This window comes from Polaribacter sp. 11A2H (assembly GCF_011379025.1).
Lineage (GTDB): Bacteria > Bacteroidota > Bacteroidia > Flavobacteriales > Flavobacteriaceae > Polaribacter.
In genome coordinates, this window is record NZ_WTLD01000009.1 from 66,288 (window position 1) to 84,822 (window position 18,535).

Consider the following 18,535-nt stretch of genomic DNA (forward strand, 5'->3'; position numbering starts at 1 on the left):
GAAAAAAATTATTCCATTAAAGTACTCTTTTAATATATTTTTTCGAGTATTTTTTGAGGAAAAATTTTAGGATGTTTTAAGAGTGCTTTCTCTAATAGATTGTAACCTTTAGAGTTAAAATGCAATCCATCTTCTTTAAAATACTTGCTATTAGGTTTCCCTTTTTTATCTAATAAGGCATCATAAATATTTACAAAATGAAAATTATCGTCTTTAGACATTAATTTTTGAATGTTTTTATTTGTAAAATTTATACTTTCTAGCTGATGACTTCGTGCAATACTGGGTTTTATAGAAATATAAGAGCATTTTATATTACCGTATTTTGTTCTTATTTTAAGTAATAAATTTTCTAAAAATAAGATTACTTCTTCAGGATGTCTGCCTTCTCCTAAGTCATTATCTCCAGCATAAATTACAATTGCATCTATGTCTTTTATGTTTTTAAAAATACGATCAAAAAACCAAGTACAAGCAGCCAATGTAGAGCCTCCAAACCCTAAATTTATGGTGCTGTGCTCTTTAAAAGTAGAGGGTAAACTATTCCATTGAGTTATTGTAGAACTACCGTAAAAAATCGTTTTAGGATTGTATTCTAATTCTCGAATCTGATTTTCTAAGCGTTCTAAATCTGGATGAAACCAAAACATTACTATTATTTTTTTTAGGGTTAAGTTTTCAATATAAAATTTAAAAATCAAAATAAGCTATAATTATTGCTTAATTAAGTGATTCTAATACATTTTTAAGGGAAATTCTTAGTAAAATAGATAAATATCCTCTTTGGTTGTTTCTTTATTTTTTTTTCGAAACTTATTATGTAGACAAATTAATAGATTGCTGTTTTGGTAATTGAAGAGTCATTAGATTATTCTTAGGTATTTAATTCTTGTTTTTTTATTAGTTAAATTAAAGGTAGATAGGGGGTTAAGTGTAACTAGTTTTCTAATTTTAATTTTTCTTTTACTTAATGTAAGTTTATGTTTTTATGTCGTCTACTTATTCTATAAGTTTGCACGAAATTTTAAAATTTAGATAAAATAAATGAAATATATTAGAATACTATTACTGAGTCTTACCGTTGTTTTTATAGGCTGTAAACATCCTTTTGAATTTAGTGTTTATGAAGCAAACGTTAAAAGCGAACAACAAAATACTACTGATAAAAATTTAAAATTATTGGAGAATATTCCGGTAGATTCTAAAGAGTTTAAATTCGCTTTTTTATCTGATGTGCATTTTTTTTATGATCAACTTAGTAAAGTTGTTGACGATATGAATAAAAGAGATGATATTAAATTTGTAATTTTTGGAGGAGATATTGCAGATCAAGCATTATTAAGGGAGTATGAAATTTTTCATGATATCATGTCTAAACTGAAGAAACCTTATTTAACAGTTATTGGAAACCATGACTATAATATAAATGGAGGTATTATTTATAAAAAAATGTTCGGTGATTATAATTACTCTTTTGAGTTTAATAATAATAAGTTTGTTCTTTTTGATGATGTTGTTTGGGAAAGTGAAAAGGAGTTAGATTTTGATTGGTTAAAATTAGAATTAAAAGACAATACCTCTTTTAATCAAGTATTTGTTATTGCTCATATACCTCCTTATGGAGATCAATTTGATGATGAATTAAGAGAAAAATATAGATCTATAATGTTAGAAAACAATGTTCCATTATCTATTCATGGGCATACGCACAGTTATCTTTATGAAGAAGGTGAAGTAAGTTATCTAACTGCGCCTGCTGTGAAAGAGAAAGCGTATAATATAGTATCTGTGAAAGAGAAAGGATTTAGTGTTGAATTGATAGAATTATAATTAAATGAAAATTAGAAAAATATTTACAGTATCTATATTGTTGTTATTATTTAACAATGTTTATGCGCAAGAAACTGTTATCGTTAAAGAAAAATCTTGGTATGTGCCAGATTATGTAAAAGCACAATTTGCAGGAAATATAGGCCTTTTTTCAGTAGGTGCTGGTTATCAGTTATTTGATAACGTATTGTATTCAGAATTATTGTATGGATTTGTACCTGAATTTGCTTCTAAAGCAGATAATATACATTTAATTACAATTAAGAATACGTTTCCTATTTATAGAAAAGTAATTGGAGAAAATTTAACAATAACACCTATAGCAGGTTTTACTACAACTTTAGATATAGGAACGAATTCTTTTACAACGCTTCCTAGTTTTTACCCAGAAGGCTATTATGTACCTACGGCTGTTCATTTTACTTTTTTTGGTGGAGCTTTAGTGCACAAAGATTTTAAGAAACCAAAACTTTTTAAAGGAGTAGATTTTTATTTAGAACTTGGAACCGTAGAAACCTATTTATGGTATGCAATTACGGCAAAAGATGTTAGTGTGTTTGATGTATTTAGTACATCCGTTGGAGTTAACTTTTATTTATAGCAATTATATTAAAGTATTTTACAAATTAAAAAATCCAAATTCATTATGAATTTGGATTTTTTTTGTGTGTATAAATAATATTTTACTTCGGATATTTCTCAGCAATTTTATCCAAAGATAAATTGTGAATACTTCCCACATGTGTATGTTGTTTCCCTAAATCTGGTTTGTACGTTCCTGCTTGTACCTGTCCGCCTATTTGTTGATACGCTTCTCTAAAAGACATACCGTCAACCACTAAATTGTTAATGCTATCTACCGTAAATAAATATTGATATTTTTCATCATTCAAATCAATATCTTTTACAATTACTTGCTGAATAGAGTAATTAAAGATGTCTAAAATATCTTTTACATCTTCAAAAGCTGCAATAATATTTTCTTTTAATAATTGATAATCTCTATGGTAACCAGTTGGAAGGTTATTTGTAATTAATATCATTTCTGTTTGTAACGCCTGAATTTTATTACATTTTCCACGAATTAATTCAAAAACATCAGGGTTTTTCTTGTGTGGCATAATGCTACTTCCTGTTGTTAATTCATCTGGAAAAGAAATGAAATTAAAATTCTGACTCATATACAAACAAACATCCATTGCAAAACGAGACATGGTATTACACAATCCGCCTAAGGCGGAAGCAATAGATCGTTCACTTTTTCCTCTACTTAATTGCGCAGCAACTACGTTATATTTTAAAGTAGCAAAGTGTAATTCTTTAGTGGTTAATTCTCTATCAATAGGAAAAGAAGAACCGTAACCAGCAGCAGAACCTAACGGATTTTGATCTACAACCTTAGCAACTGCATTTAACATATATACATCATCTATTAATAACTCTGCATAGGCAGAAAACCATAAGCCGAAAGATGATGGCATAGCAACTTGTAAATGTGTATAACCAGGTAATAAGCTTTCTTTATGCGTTTCTGCTAAACCTAAAAATGTATCAAATAAGGTCTTCGTTTTATCATTGATAATCGCTAAATTCTCTTTATAATATAATTGAAGTGCCACTAAAACTTGGTCATTTCTAGAACGAGCTGTGTGTATTTTCTTACCAACTTCGCCTAATTTATTTGTTAATTCCCATTCAATTTTAGAGTGTACATCTTCAAAAGAAGCTTCTATAACAAAGGTTCCGTTTTCAATATCATCAGCTAATTCTTGTAAGCCTCTTTTTAAATCTTTCAATTCATCAGCAGTAATAATACCAATAGATTCTAGCATTATAGCGTGTGCTAAAGAAGCTTGAACATCATATTTTGCAATATGCATATCAATTTCTCTATCATTACCAACGGTAAATTTTTCTATTTGCTGATCTATTGAAAATCCTTTATCCCAAAGTTTCATATTTTTTTATTTATCCTGCAAGGTCTTCAAGACCTTGTAGGTATTATTACATTATTAATTTTCAGACTTACAAGAATTTTGAAGCCTTGTAAGATATTTTATACCTACAAGTTTTTAGAAACCTTGCAGGAATAACATTATTATTTAAACAATTACACGTTTTAATAACTCCACGTATATTTTAATTCCTTCTTCAATTTCTGCCAAATATATAAATTCATTTGCAGAATGAGAACGCGTGCTGTCTCCAGGGCCTAATTTTAAAGATTGACAAGTTAAGCAAGCTTGGTCAGATAATGTAGGAGAACCATAGGTTTCTCTTCCCATTGCAATACCTGCTTTTACTAAATCGTGTTCTATAGAAATAGAAGAGGAGTTGTGTTTTAAACCTCTTGCAGTAATTTTTGTACAAGGCGATTTTTCTTGTAATATGTCTGCAATTTCTTTATTAGAATATGCATCGTTTACACGAACATCTACCACTAAATCTACATGCGCAGGTACAACATTGTGTTGAGAACCGGCAGAAATTTGAGTAACCGTCATTTTTACATCACCTAAAGCAACAGAAGGTTTTTCAAATTTAAAATCCTTAAACCATTGTAAAACTTCAATAGTGTTGTAAATAGAATTGTTATTATTTGGGTGTGCAGCATGACTTGGAGTTCCTTCTACCACCGCATCAAAAACTACTAATCCTTTTTCTGCAACTGCTAAATTCATTAAAGTAGGTTCGCCAACAATAGCCACATCAATATGAGGTATGATTGCTAACATACTATTTAATCCATCCGGACCCGAATTTTCTTCTTCTGCAGAAGCTACAATAACAATGTTGTATTTTAAGTTTTCTTGTGCGTAGAAATTGGTGAAAGTTGCTATTAAAGAAACCAAACAACCACCAGCATCATTAGAACCTAAACCGTATAATTTACCGTCTTCTACAAATGCTTTTAAAGGATCATTTGTATAGGCCGAATTTGGGAACACAGTATCATGATGAGAGTTTAGCAATAGGGTAGGTTTGCTTTCATCAAAATGTTTGTTGGTTGCCCAAATATTATTTTTTGTTCTTTTAAAAGGGATTTTATTTTCTATAAACCAACCTTCAATAAGTTTTGCTGTGTTTTCTTCTTCTGTAGAAAATGATTGTGTTTCAATTAAGTTCTTTAAAAGTGAAATTGCGTTTTCTGTTAATTTTTGTAACGTCATATTTATAATGTTATGGTCGTATAATTATCGTTTTCATTTGTTAACATAGCAGTGTTTCCAATATGTACTTTAGAGACTCCATTGTTTAATGCATCAAAGCAATTATCTATTTTCGGAATCATTCCGTCTGTAATAATTTCAGCTGCTAATAACTCTTGATATGTTTTAGAATTGATCTGTTTAACTACTGAGTTTTTATCATTAAAATCACTTAAAACACCATTTAATTCAAAACAATAGTAAATGGATGTTTCGTATATTTTGCTCATTCCAACAGCAATGGTACTTGCAATGGTATCTGCATTTGTGTTTAGCAATTGTCCGTTTCCATCATGCGTAATCGCACAAAAAACAGGTGTAAAATCAGCTTTAATTAATTTATCAATAGAATTAGAAGCTATTTTTTTTACATCACCAACAAAACCAAAATCGACTTCTTTTACGGGTCTTTTTTCAGATTGTATACTATTGATATCCGCTCCGGTTAAACCAATAGCGTCTATTTGTAAAGCCTGTAATTTAGCAACTATATTTTTGTTGACTAAACCTCCGTAAACCATGGTTATTACTTCTAAAGTTTCCGCATCTGTAATACGTCTACCGTTTACCATTTTAGATTCAATACCTAATTTAGAGGCAATATGAGTTGCACGTTTTCCGCCACCATGAACTAAAATTTTCTTTCCTTCTAAATTAGAAAATAATTTTAGAAAAGCATTTAAAGAAGTATCATCTTCTATAATGTTTCCCCCAATTTTTATGATTGATAGTTTTTCCATTTTATTTTAAATATAAGTCATTGCGAGGAAGAATGACGAAGTAATCTCTCTATTATAAAACAGATTGCTTCGTGCCTCGCAATGACTTTAATTGTTTTCTAATATTTTCTTTAACACTAATTGTGCTGCGTATGTTCTGTTATTTGCTTGCTCAATAACTAAAGAAGCATCACTATCTAAAACAGCATCTTCTACTACAACATTTCTTCTAACAGGCAAACAGTGCATAAATTTGGCATCACCAATTTTTTCTTTGGTAATCATCCAATTAGGATTTGTACTTAATACTTGTCCGTAATCTTCATAAGAACTCCAGTTTTTGGTGTACACAAAATCGGCATCTTTAAACGCTTCATCTTGGTTGTGATAAATAGGCGTGTCCTTTGTAATTTTCGGATTCAAATTATAACCTTCCGGATTAGCAATAACAAATTCAACATCCATTTTCTGCATTGCCTGTACAAAACTATTTGCAACAGCATGTGGCAAAGCTTTTACATGTGGAGCCCAACTTAGTACAACTTTTGGTCTCTTTTTAGTCGAGTTTTCAGCAATAGTAATTGCATCTGTTAAACCTTGCAAAGGATGACCAGTAGCACTCTCCATACTAACAATGGGTACAGAAGCAAATTTTACAAAAGATTTTAAAACCTGTTCGCTTTCGTCTTTTTCTTTATCTGTTAAACTCGGAAAAGCTCTTACTGCAATAACATCGCAATATTGAGAAACTACTGCTGCGGCTTCTTTAATATGCTCTGCTGTGTTACCATTCATAACCGTTCCATCGCCAAATTCAATTCCCCAAGCATCACCAGAAACATTCATAACAATAGGATCCATTCCTAAATTTAAAGCTGCTTTTTGAGTGCTTAAACGCGTACGTAAACTTGAGTTGAAAAATAACAATCCTAATGTTTTGTTTTTTCCTAATTCTTTGTTTTTAAAAGGATTTGCTTTAATTTCTTTGGCTTCTTCAATCCAAGAATTAATGTTGTCTATGTCGTTAATGGAGGTGTAATTTTTCATTCTCTATTTTTTTACAAGGGGTTGAAACCCCTTGCTATTCATTATTTTATTTTTGTAAACGCAACCTTATTTTCAAAAGCATTGGTAATAAAATTATCTTCTAAACCGTTTACAATCCATGTTTCTATGTTTGCATTTTTAGCAAGTTCTGCTGCTTCAATTTTAGAAGCCATTCCGCCACTTCCGTGGGATGATTTAGAACTCACAACTTCTTTTTTTAAACCTTCAAAATCATCAACTTCTAAAATAGTTTCTGGGGTATTATTTTTGAATGATTCTTTAGTATAAATTCCGTTTGTGTTTGTTGCAATGATTAACAAATCTACTTCTAATAAAGTAGCTGTTAAAGCAGCTAATTTATCATTGTCACCAAACTGAATTTCATCCGTTGCAACGGTGTCATTTTCGTTGATAATAGGAATATAGTTGTTATTAACCAACACATTAATTGTATTTACAATATTGGTTTTACTTTGTTGTTTTTCAAAATCTGAATAGGAGAGAAGGCACTGAGAACTTAATAAGCCATATTCTCTAAATATTTCTTGATAAATTCTAATTAAATGTGGCTGACCAATAGAAGCCAGCGCTTGTTTTACAAAAACTTCTTCGTGTTTACTTTCTAGCTTTACAAACTGTTTAGCTACGGCAATTGCTCCAGAACTTACAATAATAAACTCGCAAGTATCTTGTAATTTTACAATCTGATTCGCAATATCTTCAATTTTTCCTCTAGAAATATTATCGGTTTCTTTGGTAAGCGTGTTAGAGCCTATTTTTAGTAAAATACGTTTCTTTTTTTGCATCTAATTTAATTTCGAACTATTACTTCTTGATTTCTCTAAGGTAGTTAATTTACAGTTTCTGTTACTGCCAACTGCCACTGTGAAACTGCTAATTTCTTACTTGTCCGTTTCCATGAACGTACCATTTATTGGTAACCAAATGCTGTAAACCAATAGGGCCACGTTGGTGTAGTTTGTCTGTACTAATTGCCAATTCGCCACCCAAACCTAATTGCCCACCATCTGTAAAACGAGTGGAAGCGTTATGATACACAACTGCTGTATCTACGTTTTCCATAAATACTTTTGCTGTATTAATTTCTTTTGTAATAATTGCAGATGAATGTCCGCCAGCATATTTATTTATCATGGCAATTGCATCTGAATTAGTAGCAATTTCTCCAATCACAATTTTATAATCTAAAAACTCTTCGTACCAAACTTCGTTTGATGAAATTTGTTCTAACTGATGGTTTTTAGCTACAGTTTCATCACCCAAAACCTGAATTTTAGCTTCATTTAATTTTGCTATTAATTTATTGATGAATACTTCTTTATTCGGAAGGTTTGTATCAATTAAAACTTTATCTACTGCATTACAAGCAGATATTTTAGATTTACCATTGATAATCACATCAACTGCAATCTCTAAATCGGCTTCTTTTTCTACATACACAAAGTTGTTTCCTCGTCCGCTAATAATAACTGGGCAAGTAGCGTGTTCTTTTACAAAAGCAATTAAACGTTCGCCACCACGAGGTACAATTAAATCTACTTTCTGCGTTGGTTTTTCTAAAAAAGCCTGTGTCTCAGTTCTGTTAAATTGTAAATATTCTACCCAATCTGTAGCAGCATTGTGCTGTTTTAAAGCCTCGTGCCATAATGCTACAATTTTTAAGTTCGAATTTAACGACTCTTTTCCTCCTTTTAAAAGTATTTTATTTCCAGATTTAAAAGCAATTCCTGCAGCTTCCACAGTAACATCTGGTCTCGATTCATAAATAATAAGAATGGTACCAAAAGAAGCTGTCTTATTATAAACTTGCATGCCGTTATCATGCTTAAAACTAAAACGCTCTACACCAACAGGATCTTCTTGAGAAGCTAAATGTTTAGCAGCAGCAATCATTTCATCCACTTTTTTATCGTCCGCTTTTAAGCGATCAAACATAGAAATGTCATCACCTTTATAAGCTTCTAAATCTTTTTTGTTGATGTTTATAATAGCTTCTCTTTCTTTATTAAGAAGTTCTGCCATTGTAAGTAAAACAGCGTTTCTAGTTTCTATGGATAATAATGTGTTCATGTTTTTAAGTATTCAGTTTACAGTTGCAGTTCTCAGTATCATTCAACAAAAAAAAATGCTTTCTTTGCGAAAATTCTCTGCGTTTAATATTACAGGTTACAATTTTCAGTTACAGTTTTCTATATTTACTTTCAACGAAAATCTTTGCGCCTTTGCGTCTCTGCGAGAAAAATATTTATTCCCCCAAAGCATCAACCAAAGCTTCAAAAAACTGATCGATATGATCTTTTCTAACAGTTAAAGGCGGTAAAATTCTCAATAGATTTTTATTCATTGCGCCACCCGTAAAAATATGATAGACATAAATTAATTTCTTACGTAAATCTCCAACTTCAAAGTCGAATTCTAAACCAAGCATTAAACCTCTACCTTTAATATTTTTTATTTCCGGAATTGTCTTTGCTATTTTTATAAAATATGCAGACATTTCGTTAACATTATCTATTAAGTTCTCTTCTTCAATTACTTTTAAGACAGACAAACCAGCAGCACAAGCCAAATGATTTCCACCAAAAGTAGTCCCTAACATTCCGAATTTTGCTTCAATATCTGGGTGAATTAAAATTCCTCCAATAGGGAATCCATTACCCATTCCTTTTGCAATAGAAATAACATCTGGAGTTACATTATAGTGCTGAAAAGCAAAGAATTTACCAGAACGTCCATAACCAGACTGTACTTCATCAGCAATAAAAAAAGTATTGTTTGCTTTACAAAGTACGTCTACTTGTTCAAAAAACGCAGCAGTTGCTTGGTCTAAACCACCAACTCCTTGAATAAACTCTACTATAACAGCACAAACATCTCCTTTTTCTAGTTCTTTTTTTACAGCATCAATATCGTTTAACTCTAAAATAGTAACCTTTTGTTGTGCGTTAATTGGTGCAATAATATTTTTATTATCAGTGGCAGCAACTGCAGCAGAAGTTCTACCATGAAAACCATTTTTAAATGCAATAACTCTAGATTCTCCCGTTTTAAAAGAAGCTAACTTTAAGGCGTTTTCATTTGCTTCAGCACCAGAATTACATAAAAATAATTCATAGTCTTTACAACCAGAAAGTGCTTCTAGTTTATCCGCGAATTCAACCTGTAACGGATTCTGAATTGCATTCGAATAAAAACCTAGTTTTGCAACTTGCTTGGTAATTGCTTCTACATATTTTGGATGTGCGTGCCCAATAGAAATTACAGCATGACCGCCATATAAATCTAAATATTCCGTTTTGTTTTCGTCATAAACATAAACTCCTTTAGCTTTTACAGGAGTAACATTGTACAGTGGGTAAACGTTAAATAATGGCATAGTATTATTTTTTTATAGCAATGGGTTTAAACCCGTTGATTAGTTTTTTATTTGATTTATTTTATCAAAAGATTTATTGATTCCTTTAATTAAAGACGAGCTTAAACCTTGGTGTTCCATTTCGTTTAAACCTTCTATGGTACAACCTCCAGGAGTGGTAACTCTGTCTATTTCTGCTTCCGGATGATTGCCTGATTCTTTTAATAAACTAGCGGCACCAAAACAAGTTTGCATGGCTAATTTATGCGCTTCATCGGCTTCGAAACCTAGCTGAATTGCACCTTGTGTAGTGGCCCTAATTAAACGCATCCAAAAAGCAATTCCGCTTGCACAAATAACGGTTGCTGCTTGTAATTGCTCTTCCGGAATTTCTAAAGATTGTCCTAAACTATCAAAAATAGTTTTTGCTAACTCTACTTTTTCTTTCCCTTTTGTATTTGGTGAAAGGCAGGTCATAGATTGTCCAACTGCTGCTGCAGTATTAGGCATAGAGCGAATAATAAATTTATCAACTCCAACAATCGCTTCAATTTTTGCGATAGAAAACCCAGTAATAACTGTAATAATCACATGATTTTCTTTTAAAAGTGGTTTTAAATCTTTTAAAATATTTTCTAAATGTCTTGGCTGAACAGCAAAAATTAAAATATCAGAGTTTTTAACAGCTTCTTCATTATCCGAAGTTAAAATTACCTCTTCATAAATATTAAAAGCGGTAATAGATTTTGTATTTCGTTTTGTTAAATATAAAGAACTTACCACCTTGTTTTTTAATAAACCTTTGGCGATAGATTGTCCTAAACTTCCTGCTCCAATAATTGCTGCTTTCATATTCTATTTTTATCCTGCAAGGTTTTTTTTTTGACCTTGAAGGTATTTATTTAACTACAAACGTAACTCTGTAACGTATTCTTTAATTTTTATACCTACAAGGTTTTTGAAATCTTGCAGGAATACTATTATTGGATTAAAAATAAGTTGCTTTTAATTTTAAACCTAACGATTCTTCAAAACCATACATTAAATTTAAATTCTGAATTGCTGCTCCAGAAGCTCCTTTTAATAGGTTATCGATAGTACTTGTAATTAATAATTTGTTGCCGTGTTTTTCTAAACCAATTAAACATTTGTTCGTATTTACTACTTGCTTCATGTGCACATCGTTTTCAGATACAAAGGTAAAAGCGGCATCTTTATAATACTCCTTATACATTTTTATAGCTTCTTCAATAGCGCCATCAAACTTAGTGTAGGTCGTTGCAAAAATACCTCTTGAGAAATTACCTCTGTTTGGCATAAAATTAATTTCAGAATTAAAATCACTTTGTAACTGATTTACAGTCTGATTAATCTCCCCTAAATGCTGATGATTAAATGCTTTATAATGAGAAAAATTATTATCTCTATAAGTAAAATGTGTTGTTGCAGACAAAGAAGTTCCTGCACCTGTTGCACCGGTTACGGCATTAATATGAACATCATTTTTTAACAATCCATTTGCCGCCAAAGGTAAAATTGCCAATTGTAAAGCAGTTGAAAAACAACCCGGATTTGCAATATATTTAGCTGTTTTTATACTTTCTTTATCTAATTCTGGTAAACCGTACACAAAGTCTTTTCCTTCGAAATTTTTATCAGCAAGTAATCTAAAATCGTTACTTAAATCGATGATTTTTGTTTTGTCAGAAAAAGTAGTTTTCTCTAAAAAAGCTTTTGAATTTCCATGACCTAAGCATAAAAATAAAACATCAACATCTGTATTTATGTCGCTTGTAAAATCAATTTCTGTATCACCAATTAAATCTTGGTGTACTTTATATAATTTGTTACCAGCATTAGAAGTACTGTACACAAAATTGATATTTGTTTCTGGATGATTCAATAATAATCTGATTAATTCACCAGCGGTATAACCTGCACCTCCTATAATTCCTACTTCTAATTTTTTCATTTTGATGGTATTTATTATCTAAATATCCTGCAAGGTCTTTTTTTTGACCTTGTAGGTATTAATTTTCCTACTAATTAAATACCTACAAAGTTTTGAAAACCTTGCAGGATGTTTTGAAACCTTGCAGGATGAGGCAACATTATTGATTTACTTGTCTGTATATTTTATTCTGATTTCCTAAAATTTTAATAAAACCTTTTGCGTCATCTGCTGTCCACGCTTTATTTTCTTCACCATAAGTACTAAATGCACTAGACATTAAATCATGGTCAGAAATAATTCCGTCTAAAGAAAAATGATAGGGTTTTAAAGAAACCACCACATTACCAGAAACCATTTTTTGAGAACTTTGTAAAAAAGCTTCCGTATCTCTCATTACAGGATCTAAATATTGACCTTCGTGCAAGTGCATTCCGTAGAAACTAGACAAATATTCTTTGTGTTGTAATTGCCATTTTGTTAAGGTATGTTTCTCTAACAAATGGTGTGCTTTTACGGTAATTAAAGCTGCAGCAGCTTCAAAACCAACTCTACCTTTTGTACCAACAATAGTATCACCAACATGAATATCTCTACCAATTGCAAACTTAGAAGCAATATTGTTTAGGTTTTCAATATTTACTTCAGGTAAGTTTGCTTGTCCGTTTAAGGCAACAAATTCACCATTTTTAAAAGTCAATGTTACTTTCTCTTCGCCTTCTTTTTCTAATTGAGAAGGATATGCTTCACTAGGTAAAGGCAATTCAGATTTTAACGTTTCTACACCACCAACACTAGTTCCCCAAAGACCTTTATTTACAGAATATTTAGATTTTTCCCAAGGCATATCAATTCCTTCAGCTTTTAAATAATCTATTTCTTCTTGTCTTGTTAATTTTCCGTCTCTAATTGGTGTAATAATTTTTATACCAGGAGCTAAGGTTTGAAAAATCATATCAAAACGAACTTGGTCGTTTCCTGCACCTGTACTTCCGTGTGCAATATATTCTGCACCAATACTTTTTGCATATTCTACAATTTCAATTGCCTGAATAATTCTTTCTGCACTAACAGAAAGCGGATAGGTACTGTTTTTTAAAACGTTTCCAAAAATTAAATACTTTACTACTTTGTTGTAGAATGTAGCAACAGCATCAATATTTTTATAAGTAGAAACTCCCATTTTATAGGCGTTGCTTTCTATGTGTTTAATTTCTTCTGTTGTAAATCCGCCAGTGTTAACACTTACAGCATGTACATCATATTCTTTGGATAAACTTACGGCACAATAAGAGGTATCTAAACCACCACTATAAGCAATTACTAATTTTTTCATTATTTATCTTTTTTTAGAAACAAGTTCTGTTTAATATTTTTTAATTTTTGAAAAACGCTTTCTTTAACCTCTTTAGAGGCTTCTTTATTATTGTTTTTTGGATCAAACAACATCCCTGTACACAAGCACATTTTTCTTTCTGTTCTTGTTAAAACATCGTAGTTTCTACAAGTTTGGCAACCATCCCAAAAAGATTGATCGTCTGTAAGTTCAGAAAAAGTAACGGGTTTGTAACCTAAATCGCTATTTAGTTTCATTACTGCTAAACCAGTGGTAATACTAAAAACTTTTGCATCTGGAAACTTTGTTCTAGAATGTTTAAAGATTACTTGTTTAATAGATTTTGCAAGTCCTATATTTCTATAATCTGGATGTACAATTAAACCTGAGTTGGCAACAAATTTACCATGTCCCCATTGTTCTATGTAGCAAAAACCTGCAAATTTACCATTGTCTAATGCTATAACAGCATTACCGTTTTCCATTTTAGTGGCAACGTATTCTGGTTTTCTTTTTGCGATACCTGTACCTCTAACTTGAGCGGCATCTTCTATGGTTTTACAAATAATATCTGCGTAAACAGTATGTGATTTGTTAGCAATTACAATTTCCATTGCATTGTGTTTTTTATGTTGTTAAAGTTGTTGTTTGTTCTTTTTGAATGTAGAATCGGACTCACCTAAACTCTATAATTATCTAAACACCCAAAGGGCGAAAAGAAAAACTACGTCGTAAATTGTTATTGTTTAAAATAACGAAAGGCTGTAGGTAAGTTTTGTAGGTAATGTTCACGATAAAAAAATAAATGGATAAATACTATAATAAGATAACTTGTTGCTAGGATAAAATATTAGCGACGGCGGTTGCGCAAGCGCAAGCTGGGACCTATTGTAGTACATAATTTATTTCTTCTTGAAGTAATCATACTGCTAAAGTATATATTTTTTTAAAGGTATTATCAAAAGTGTAGTGCTTTTTTATAAGTTTTATTAAATTTAAACAAAATTGAAGTTTGCGTTAAAAATAAATCAACAGATATCTTAAATAATCTCTTTTTCATAATTTTTATGATGTTTAAATTACTGTTCTTTATTTATTATCGCTTATTCCATATAAAAACTACAATTCATCCTTAAAAAAATACAACTCAGTATTCTTTAATTTTAAAAACTAGATTGCTGTTGCATATTTGTATCATAATTAACCATTAAAACAACATCTTATGAAACTTATCTTAGCCATTTTAATAACTGCAATGTTATGTATTACAAACACTATAACAGCACAAAACAAAACAGTTACTGCAACCGTTGTAAATATTACTTCTAATACTGGTAAAGTAGTATTTGCATTATATGATAAAACTAATTTTAGATTAAAATCGATACAAAGTGCTAATGCTATAATTGAAGAAGGTGTAAGTACAGTCACTTTTAAAAATGTAAATGAAGGTGAATATGCAATTATTTGTTATCACGATAAAAACGGTAATAATAAAATGGATTTTAAACAAAACGGAATGCCGCTAGAAAATTATGGTGCTTCTAATAATAATATGACTTTTGGACCTCCAAAATTTGAAGACGCAAAATTTAGGGTTACTGATACAAATGTGTCTTTAGAAATAAGATTTTAGTAAATTACGCTCCTATAATTGTCTTTATTAAAGAATAAGTAACATGATAAACCCAGAAGTTTATACTATAAAAAGTTTTAAAAAATCAGCATTTTTGTGCTTAAAGCTAACTATAATATTTGGTTTGTTGTTTGGAGTTGTATTTGGCCAAAGAACCTTAGAAAATATTATATGGTCTTTTATTATTTCTGGTATGTATTGTTTTGGTCTTGGTTTTGGAAACATACTTATAAATAACTATTTATCTTCTAAATGGGATTGGATTACGTTAACAAACCAAAGAATTTGGTCTGGTATTATTGCAACTATTTTATATACAGTACCTGTAGTTTTAAGTATCGACTACATTGTATTTGTAGTTTTAAATGGAGTAGATGTTGCTGTTTTTTTTAAAGGAAATTATTTTTGGATTCATTTATTCTACATTATTCTTTCCTTAGGAATTTCTGCTTTTTTGCATGCTAGAGGTTTTATGATTAACTGGAAATCTGCAATGACGCAAGAAAGTACGCAACAGCAGATTGTAGCAAAAACAGAAACCGCAAAATTTGAGTCTTTAAAAAATCAGTTAGATCCTCACTTTTTATTTAATAGCTTAAATGTGTTAACGAGTTTGATTGGTGAAAATCCTGCGCAAGCAGAAAAATTTACGACAAAACTTTCTAAAGTATATAGATATGTTTTAGAGCAAAGAAATAAAGATTTAGTGCCAGTTGAAGAAGAGTTAAAGTTTGCTAAAACCTATATGCAATTGTTAGAAATGCGTTTTGAAGATGCTGTAAAATTTAATATTCCAGATTCCATTAGTAATGATGAGTTAAAAATTGTGCCACTTTCTCTACAACTTTTGTTAGAAAATGCTGTAAAACATAATGTGGTTTCGTCTTCTAAACCTTTAACTGTTCATATTTATGAAGAAGATACTTATTTAATTATAGAAAACAACGTAAACCCGAAAGATGCAATAGGGAAAAGTACCAAAGTTGGGCTGCAAAATATTGCTGATAGATATGGTTTAATCACTCAAAAAGGAGTGAAAATAGAAAATAATAACAAAACATTTACCGTGAGTTTACCGCTCCTTTATAAAATGAATGATATGATGTACAATGACGATTTAGAAAATAGCAAATATATAAAAGCTGTAGAGAAAGTTGAAAAATTGAAAGAATTTTACCAGAATTTAGCCTCTTACTGTATTGTAATTCCTTTTTTAATCTTTATTAATTTAAGATTTTCTTCTGGATTTCACTGGTTCTGGTTTCCTGTTTTTGGATGGGGAATGGGATTGGCATTTCACTTTTTAGAAGTAAATAATTACAACATTTTTTTAGGTAGTAATTGGGAAGATAAAAAGATTAAAGAAATGATGGAAGCCGATAAACAACGAAAAAATAGAAGATAATGGAACAAAAATTTACACAAGAAGCTAGTTATATACGTGCTAAAAAAAGAGTAAAAGCTATTAAAGGGTTTTACGTTCATTTAATAGTGTACGTTTTGGTAAATATTTTTATAAGCGGGGTTATTCTTTTTGGCTTACTGCAAAGTGGATACCATGTAGTAGATGCTCTTTCTAATTTTGGAGTATATTCTACGTGGCTTTTCTGGGGAATTGGAATATTTTTTCATTGGATGGGGGTTTTTGGTTTTCAATCTATAGGTTTCGGTAAAGATTGGGAACAAAAGAAGATTAAAGAATTGATGGAGAAAGAAGATGTTAAAATAAGAAAATTTTAAAACGATGAAAAATTTAGAAAATAAGAAGTTAATTAGAGCGAAACATAGAGTAGACGAAATTAAAAAATTCTATAAACACTTGGTTACCTATGTTTTGGTAAATTTGTTTTTAGCATTTATATGGAATTTTTCTTTTAAACTCTTTGGTGATTTTATTGTTAGTAATCAGTTTAATAGAGGAGAAAACATCTATTTGCCTATTTGGTTTATATGGGGAGTATTTTTAGTGTTTCATGGAATTAAGACTTTTGGATTTTCTAATTTATTTGGTAAAGATTGGGAAGAAAGAAAAATTGGCGAGTTTATGAAAAACGATAATTAAATTTAAACAAGAAAGTTGCATCTCTGTAATTGCGAGCAAAAAAAGAAGAGGAGTCTCATAACCCAAAAGAACTTAAAAATGAACGTATTAATAATTGAAGATGAAAAGCCAGCTGCAAGAAGGTTAAGTAGAATGTTAGCTGCAATTGATATAGAGGTTCAGCAAATGTTACATTCTGTAGAAGAGTCTTTAAATTGGTTGCAGAATAATGAACATCCCGATTTAATATTTTTAGATATTCAGCTTTCAGATGGATTGTCATTTGAAATTTTTGAAGAAATAGACGTAAAATCGGCTATTATTTTTACCACTGCGTATGATGAATATGCCTTAAAAGCTTTTAAATTAAATAGTATAGATTATTTGTTAAAGCCTTTAGATGAAGATGAACTTAAAGTTGCGGTAGATAAGTTTAAAGAACATCAACCAAAACAATCTGATGTTCAAGTAAACTTAGATGAAATTCGTAAACTATTAGTAAACCCGGTAGATAGAAAATTTAAAAAAAGGTTATCAATTAAAGTAGGGCAGCACATCAAAATTATAAATATTGATGAAGTTGAGTGTTTCTATAGTGAGAATAAATCCACCTATATTCATACCAAAGAGAATAGAAATTACTTGTTAGATAATTCTTTAGAGTATTGGCAAGAGCAATTAAATCCGGAGCATTTTTTTAGAGTCAACCGAACTTTTATTGTGCATATAAATGCGATAAAAGACATTATTGCATATTCTAATTCTCGTTTAAAATTGGTTTTAGATTCTTATTCTGAAACTGAAATTATTGTAAGTAGGGAAAGGGTGAAAGATTTTAAGAACTGGATAGACTAGTATTAATTATAAAGTAAGTAAAATATGTAACAGGACTGTTTTCTGAATGATGAAGAAAACTAGTACTTTGCTAACTTAAGAATACAAAAACATTTTAAATTCTGATTTAGAAAAATATTGGATTAAAAAATACAATTTGCCAACAATGCACATGAAAACCAATCACCAGAACGAGTCTACTGATAAAAAGAATCAATCAAATGAATATTTAGATACAGTTTCTAATCTTCAAACGAATGAAAAATTGGCTGAAGAGAAACCCGCTAAACGAAAAAGAAGAAAAGCCACTGAAGAACAATTAAACAATCCGTTTCATGGAGTGAAACTAGTTCAGGTTTTAGAACGTTTAGTAGCTTATTATGGTTGGGAGTATTTAGGAGAACGTGTAAATATTCGTTGTTTCAAGAGTAACCCTACAATGAAATCTAGTCTGGGGTTTTTAAGAAGAACAACTTGGGCTCGAGAACATGTTGAGGACGTTTATTTGGAGATGCTAGAAGAGAAAAAGAACCAAATTGAATAGTGAAAAAGTAAA

20 protein-coding genes are annotated in these 18,535 nt (G+C 30.5%); 8 read left to right on the forward strand and 12 right to left on the reverse strand.

The features are described 5' to 3' along the window. Positions 1-29: 29 nt before the first annotated feature. A complete protein-coding gene (locus tag GQS58_RS12425) occupies positions 30-650 on the reverse strand; it encodes a GDSL-type esterase/lipase family protein (RefSeq protein ID WP_166386355.1) in 621 nt (206 codons plus the stop codon). Between the two features lie 394 nt (positions 651-1,044). Here GQS58_RS12425 and GQS58_RS12430 point away from each other — a divergent pair, with 394 nt between their 5' ends. Together GQS58_RS12430 and GQS58_RS12435 are read left to right on the forward strand one after the other, a co-directional pair. After that, positions 1,045-1,830 carry a metallophosphoesterase family protein gene (locus GQS58_RS12430; RefSeq protein WP_166386357.1) on the forward strand — a complete coding sequence of 262 codons (786 nt, stop codon included), beginning with the start codon at positions 1,045-1,047 and terminating at the stop codon, positions 1,828-1,830. Between the two features lie 4 nt (positions 1,831-1,834). After that, positions 1,835-2,431 carry a hypothetical protein gene (locus tag GQS58_RS12435; RefSeq protein ID WP_166386359.1) on the forward strand — a complete coding sequence of 199 codons (597 nt, stop codon included), beginning with the start codon at positions 1,835-1,837 and terminating at the stop codon, positions 2,429-2,431. An 82-nt stretch (positions 2,432-2,513) separates the two neighbouring features. On the opposite strand, the gene argH is transcribed toward GQS58_RS12435, so the two are convergent. The 11 genes from argH to GQS58_RS12490 form a co-directional block, all read right to left on the reverse strand. Beyond that, positions 2,514-3,788 (reverse strand): argininosuccinate lyase, encoded by a 1,275-nt coding sequence (gene argH, locus GQS58_RS12440; protein ID WP_166386361.1) that lies wholly within the window; start codon positions 3,786-3,788, stop codon positions 2,514-2,516. 144 nt (positions 3,789-3,932) lie between these two features. After that, positions 3,933-5,000, reverse strand: coding sequence for a M20 family metallo-hydrolase (locus tag GQS58_RS12445; protein ID WP_166386363.1), 1,068 nt, complete (start codon positions 4,998-5,000; stop codon positions 3,933-3,935). A 2-nt stretch (positions 5,001-5,002) separates the two neighbouring features. After that, a complete protein-coding gene (gene argB / locus GQS58_RS12450; RefSeq protein ID WP_166386365.1) occupies positions 5,003-5,779 on the reverse strand; it encodes an acetylglutamate kinase in 777 nt (258 codons plus the stop codon). 87 nt (positions 5,780-5,866) lie between these two features. After that, entirely contained in the window at positions 5,867-6,805 is a 939-nt protein-coding gene (locus GQS58_RS12455) for an N-acetylornithine carbamoyltransferase (protein WP_166386367.1), read from the reverse strand. Positions 6,806-6,846: 41 nt separating this feature from the next. After that, positions 6,847-7,611, reverse strand: coding sequence for a glutamate 5-kinase (gene proB, locus GQS58_RS12460; protein ID WP_166386369.1), 765 nt, complete (start codon positions 7,609-7,611; stop codon positions 6,847-6,849). 88 nt (positions 7,612-7,699) lie between these two features. Further along, positions 7,700-8,896 (reverse strand): glutamate-5-semialdehyde dehydrogenase, encoded by a 1,197-nt coding sequence (locus GQS58_RS12465; protein WP_166386371.1) that lies wholly within the window; start codon positions 8,894-8,896, stop codon positions 7,700-7,702. Positions 8,897-9,071: 175 nt separating this feature from the next. Continuing rightward, positions 9,072-10,202, reverse strand: a complete 1,131-nt coding sequence (locus tag GQS58_RS12470) for an aspartate aminotransferase family protein (protein ID WP_166386373.1) — start codon at positions 10,200-10,202, stop codon at positions 9,072-9,074. A gap of 39 nt (positions 10,203-10,241) precedes the next feature. Beyond that, entirely contained in the window at positions 10,242-11,033 is a 792-nt protein-coding gene (gene proC / locus GQS58_RS12475) for a pyrroline-5-carboxylate reductase (RefSeq protein ID WP_166386375.1), read from the reverse strand. A gap of 136 nt (positions 11,034-11,169) precedes the next feature. Beyond that, the gene (gene argC, locus GQS58_RS12480) at positions 11,170-12,153 is read right to left on the reverse strand and encodes an N-acetyl-gamma-glutamyl-phosphate reductase (RefSeq protein WP_166386377.1); all 984 of its coding nucleotides are present in this window, start codon (positions 12,151-12,153) and stop codon (positions 11,170-11,172) included. A 139-nt stretch (positions 12,154-12,292) separates the two neighbouring features. Then, on the reverse strand, positions 12,293-13,468 hold the full coding sequence (locus GQS58_RS12485; RefSeq protein WP_166386379.1) for an argininosuccinate synthase: 1,176 nt from the start codon (positions 13,466-13,468) through the stop codon (positions 12,293-12,295). Next, on the reverse strand, positions 13,468-14,082 hold the full coding sequence (locus GQS58_RS12490) for a GNAT family N-acetyltransferase (RefSeq protein ID WP_166386381.1): 615 nt from the start codon (positions 14,080-14,082) through the stop codon (positions 13,468-13,470). The genes GQS58_RS12485 and GQS58_RS12490 overlap by 1 nt, the downstream gene beginning before the upstream one ends. A gap of 608 nt (positions 14,083-14,690) precedes the next feature. Between GQS58_RS12490 and GQS58_RS12495 the strand changes: the two genes are divergently transcribed. From GQS58_RS12495 to GQS58_RS12520, 6 genes are all read left to right on the forward strand, one after another. Beyond that, complete coding sequence (locus GQS58_RS12495; protein WP_166386383.1) at positions 14,691-15,104, forward strand: DUF2141 domain-containing protein; 414 nt, start codon at positions 14,691-14,693, stop codon at positions 15,102-15,104. A gap of 43 nt (positions 15,105-15,147) precedes the next feature. Continuing rightward, positions 15,148-16,509, forward strand: a complete 1,362-nt coding sequence (locus GQS58_RS12500; protein WP_166386385.1) for a 2TM domain-containing protein — start codon at positions 15,148-15,150, stop codon at positions 16,507-16,509. Then, positions 16,509-16,844 (forward strand): 2TM domain-containing protein, encoded by a 336-nt coding sequence (locus GQS58_RS12505; RefSeq protein WP_166386387.1) that lies wholly within the window; start codon positions 16,509-16,511, stop codon positions 16,842-16,844. The genes GQS58_RS12500 and GQS58_RS12505 overlap by 1 nt, the downstream gene beginning before the upstream one ends. A gap of 4 nt (positions 16,845-16,848) precedes the next feature. Continuing rightward, entirely contained in the window at positions 16,849-17,166 is a 318-nt protein-coding gene (locus GQS58_RS12510; protein WP_166386389.1) for a 2TM domain-containing protein, read from the forward strand. Positions 17,167-17,244: 78 nt separating this feature from the next. Then, entirely contained in the window at positions 17,245-18,000 is a 756-nt protein-coding gene (locus tag GQS58_RS12515) for a LytR/AlgR family response regulator transcription factor (RefSeq protein WP_166386391.1), read from the forward strand. Between the two features lie 151 nt (positions 18,001-18,151). Next, complete coding sequence (locus tag GQS58_RS12520) at positions 18,152-18,523, forward strand: VF530 family DNA-binding protein (protein WP_166386393.1); 372 nt, start codon at positions 18,152-18,154, stop codon at positions 18,521-18,523. The last annotated feature ends 12 nt before the right edge of the window (positions 18,524-18,535 follow it).

Excerpts from the sequence above, each read along its gene's own strand:
- GQS58_RS12455 (WP_166386367.1), bottom strand. The coding sequence starts at position 6,805 with ATGAAAAATTACACCTCCATTAACGACATAGACAACATTAATTCTTGG.
- GQS58_RS12425 (WP_166386355.1), bottom strand. The coding sequence starts at position 650 with ATGTTTTGGTTTCATCCAGATTTAGAACGCTTAGAAAATCAGATTCGA.
- GQS58_RS12470 (WP_166386373.1), bottom strand. The coding sequence starts at position 10,202 with ATGCCATTATTTAACGTTTACCCACTGTACAATGTTACTCCTGTAAAA.
- argB (WP_166386365.1), bottom strand. The coding sequence starts at position 5,779 with ATGGAAAAACTATCAATCATAAAAATTGGGGGAAACATTATAGAAGAT.
- GQS58_RS12445 (WP_166386363.1), bottom strand. The coding sequence starts at position 5,000 with ATGACGTTACAAAAATTAACAGAAAACGCAATTTCACTTTTAAAGAAC.
- GQS58_RS12505 (WP_166386387.1), top strand. The coding sequence starts at position 16,509 with ATGGAACAAAAATTTACACAAGAAGCTAGTTATATACGTGCTAAAAAA.
- GQS58_RS12500 (WP_166386385.1), top strand. The coding sequence starts at position 15,148 with ATGATAAACCCAGAAGTTTATACTATAAAAAGTTTTAAAAAATCAGCA.
- argH (WP_166386361.1), bottom strand. The coding sequence starts at position 3,788 with ATGAAACTTTGGGATAAAGGATTTTCAATAGATCAGCAAATAGAAAAA.
- GQS58_RS12495 (WP_166386383.1), top strand. The coding sequence starts at position 14,691 with ATGAAACTTATCTTAGCCATTTTAATAACTGCAATGTTATGTATTACA.
- proB (WP_166386369.1), bottom strand. The coding sequence starts at position 7,611 with ATGCAAAAAAAGAAACGTATTTTACTAAAAATAGGCTCTAACACGCTT.
- GQS58_RS12510 (WP_166386389.1), top strand. The coding sequence starts at position 16,849 with ATGAAAAATTTAGAAAATAAGAAGTTAATTAGAGCGAAACATAGAGTA.
- GQS58_RS12435 (WP_166386359.1), top strand. The coding sequence starts at position 1,835 with ATGAAAATTAGAAAAATATTTACAGTATCTATATTGTTGTTATTATTT.
- argC (WP_166386377.1), bottom strand. The coding sequence starts at position 12,153 with ATGAAAAAATTAGAAGTAGGAATTATAGGAGGTGCAGGTTATACCGCT.
- GQS58_RS12515 (WP_166386391.1), top strand. The coding sequence starts at position 17,245 with ATGAACGTATTAATAATTGAAGATGAAAAGCCAGCTGCAAGAAGGTTA.
- GQS58_RS12465 (WP_166386371.1), bottom strand. The coding sequence starts at position 8,896 with ATGAACACATTATTATCCATAGAAACTAGAAACGCTGTTTTACTTACA.
- proC (WP_166386375.1), bottom strand. The coding sequence starts at position 11,033 with ATGAAAGCAGCAATTATTGGAGCAGGAAGTTTAGGACAATCTATCGCC.
- GQS58_RS12490 (WP_166386381.1), bottom strand. The coding sequence starts at position 14,082 with ATGGAAATTGTAATTGCTAACAAATCACATACTGTTTACGCAGATATT.
- GQS58_RS12485 (WP_166386379.1), bottom strand. The coding sequence starts at position 13,468 with ATGAAAAAATTAGTAATTGCTTATAGTGGTGGTTTAGATACCTCTTAT.
- GQS58_RS12430 (WP_166386357.1), top strand. The coding sequence starts at position 1,045 with ATGAAATATATTAGAATACTATTACTGAGTCTTACCGTTGTTTTTATA.
- GQS58_RS12520 (WP_166386393.1), top strand. The coding sequence starts at position 18,152 with ATGAAAACCAATCACCAGAACGAGTCTACTGATAAAAAGAATCAATCA.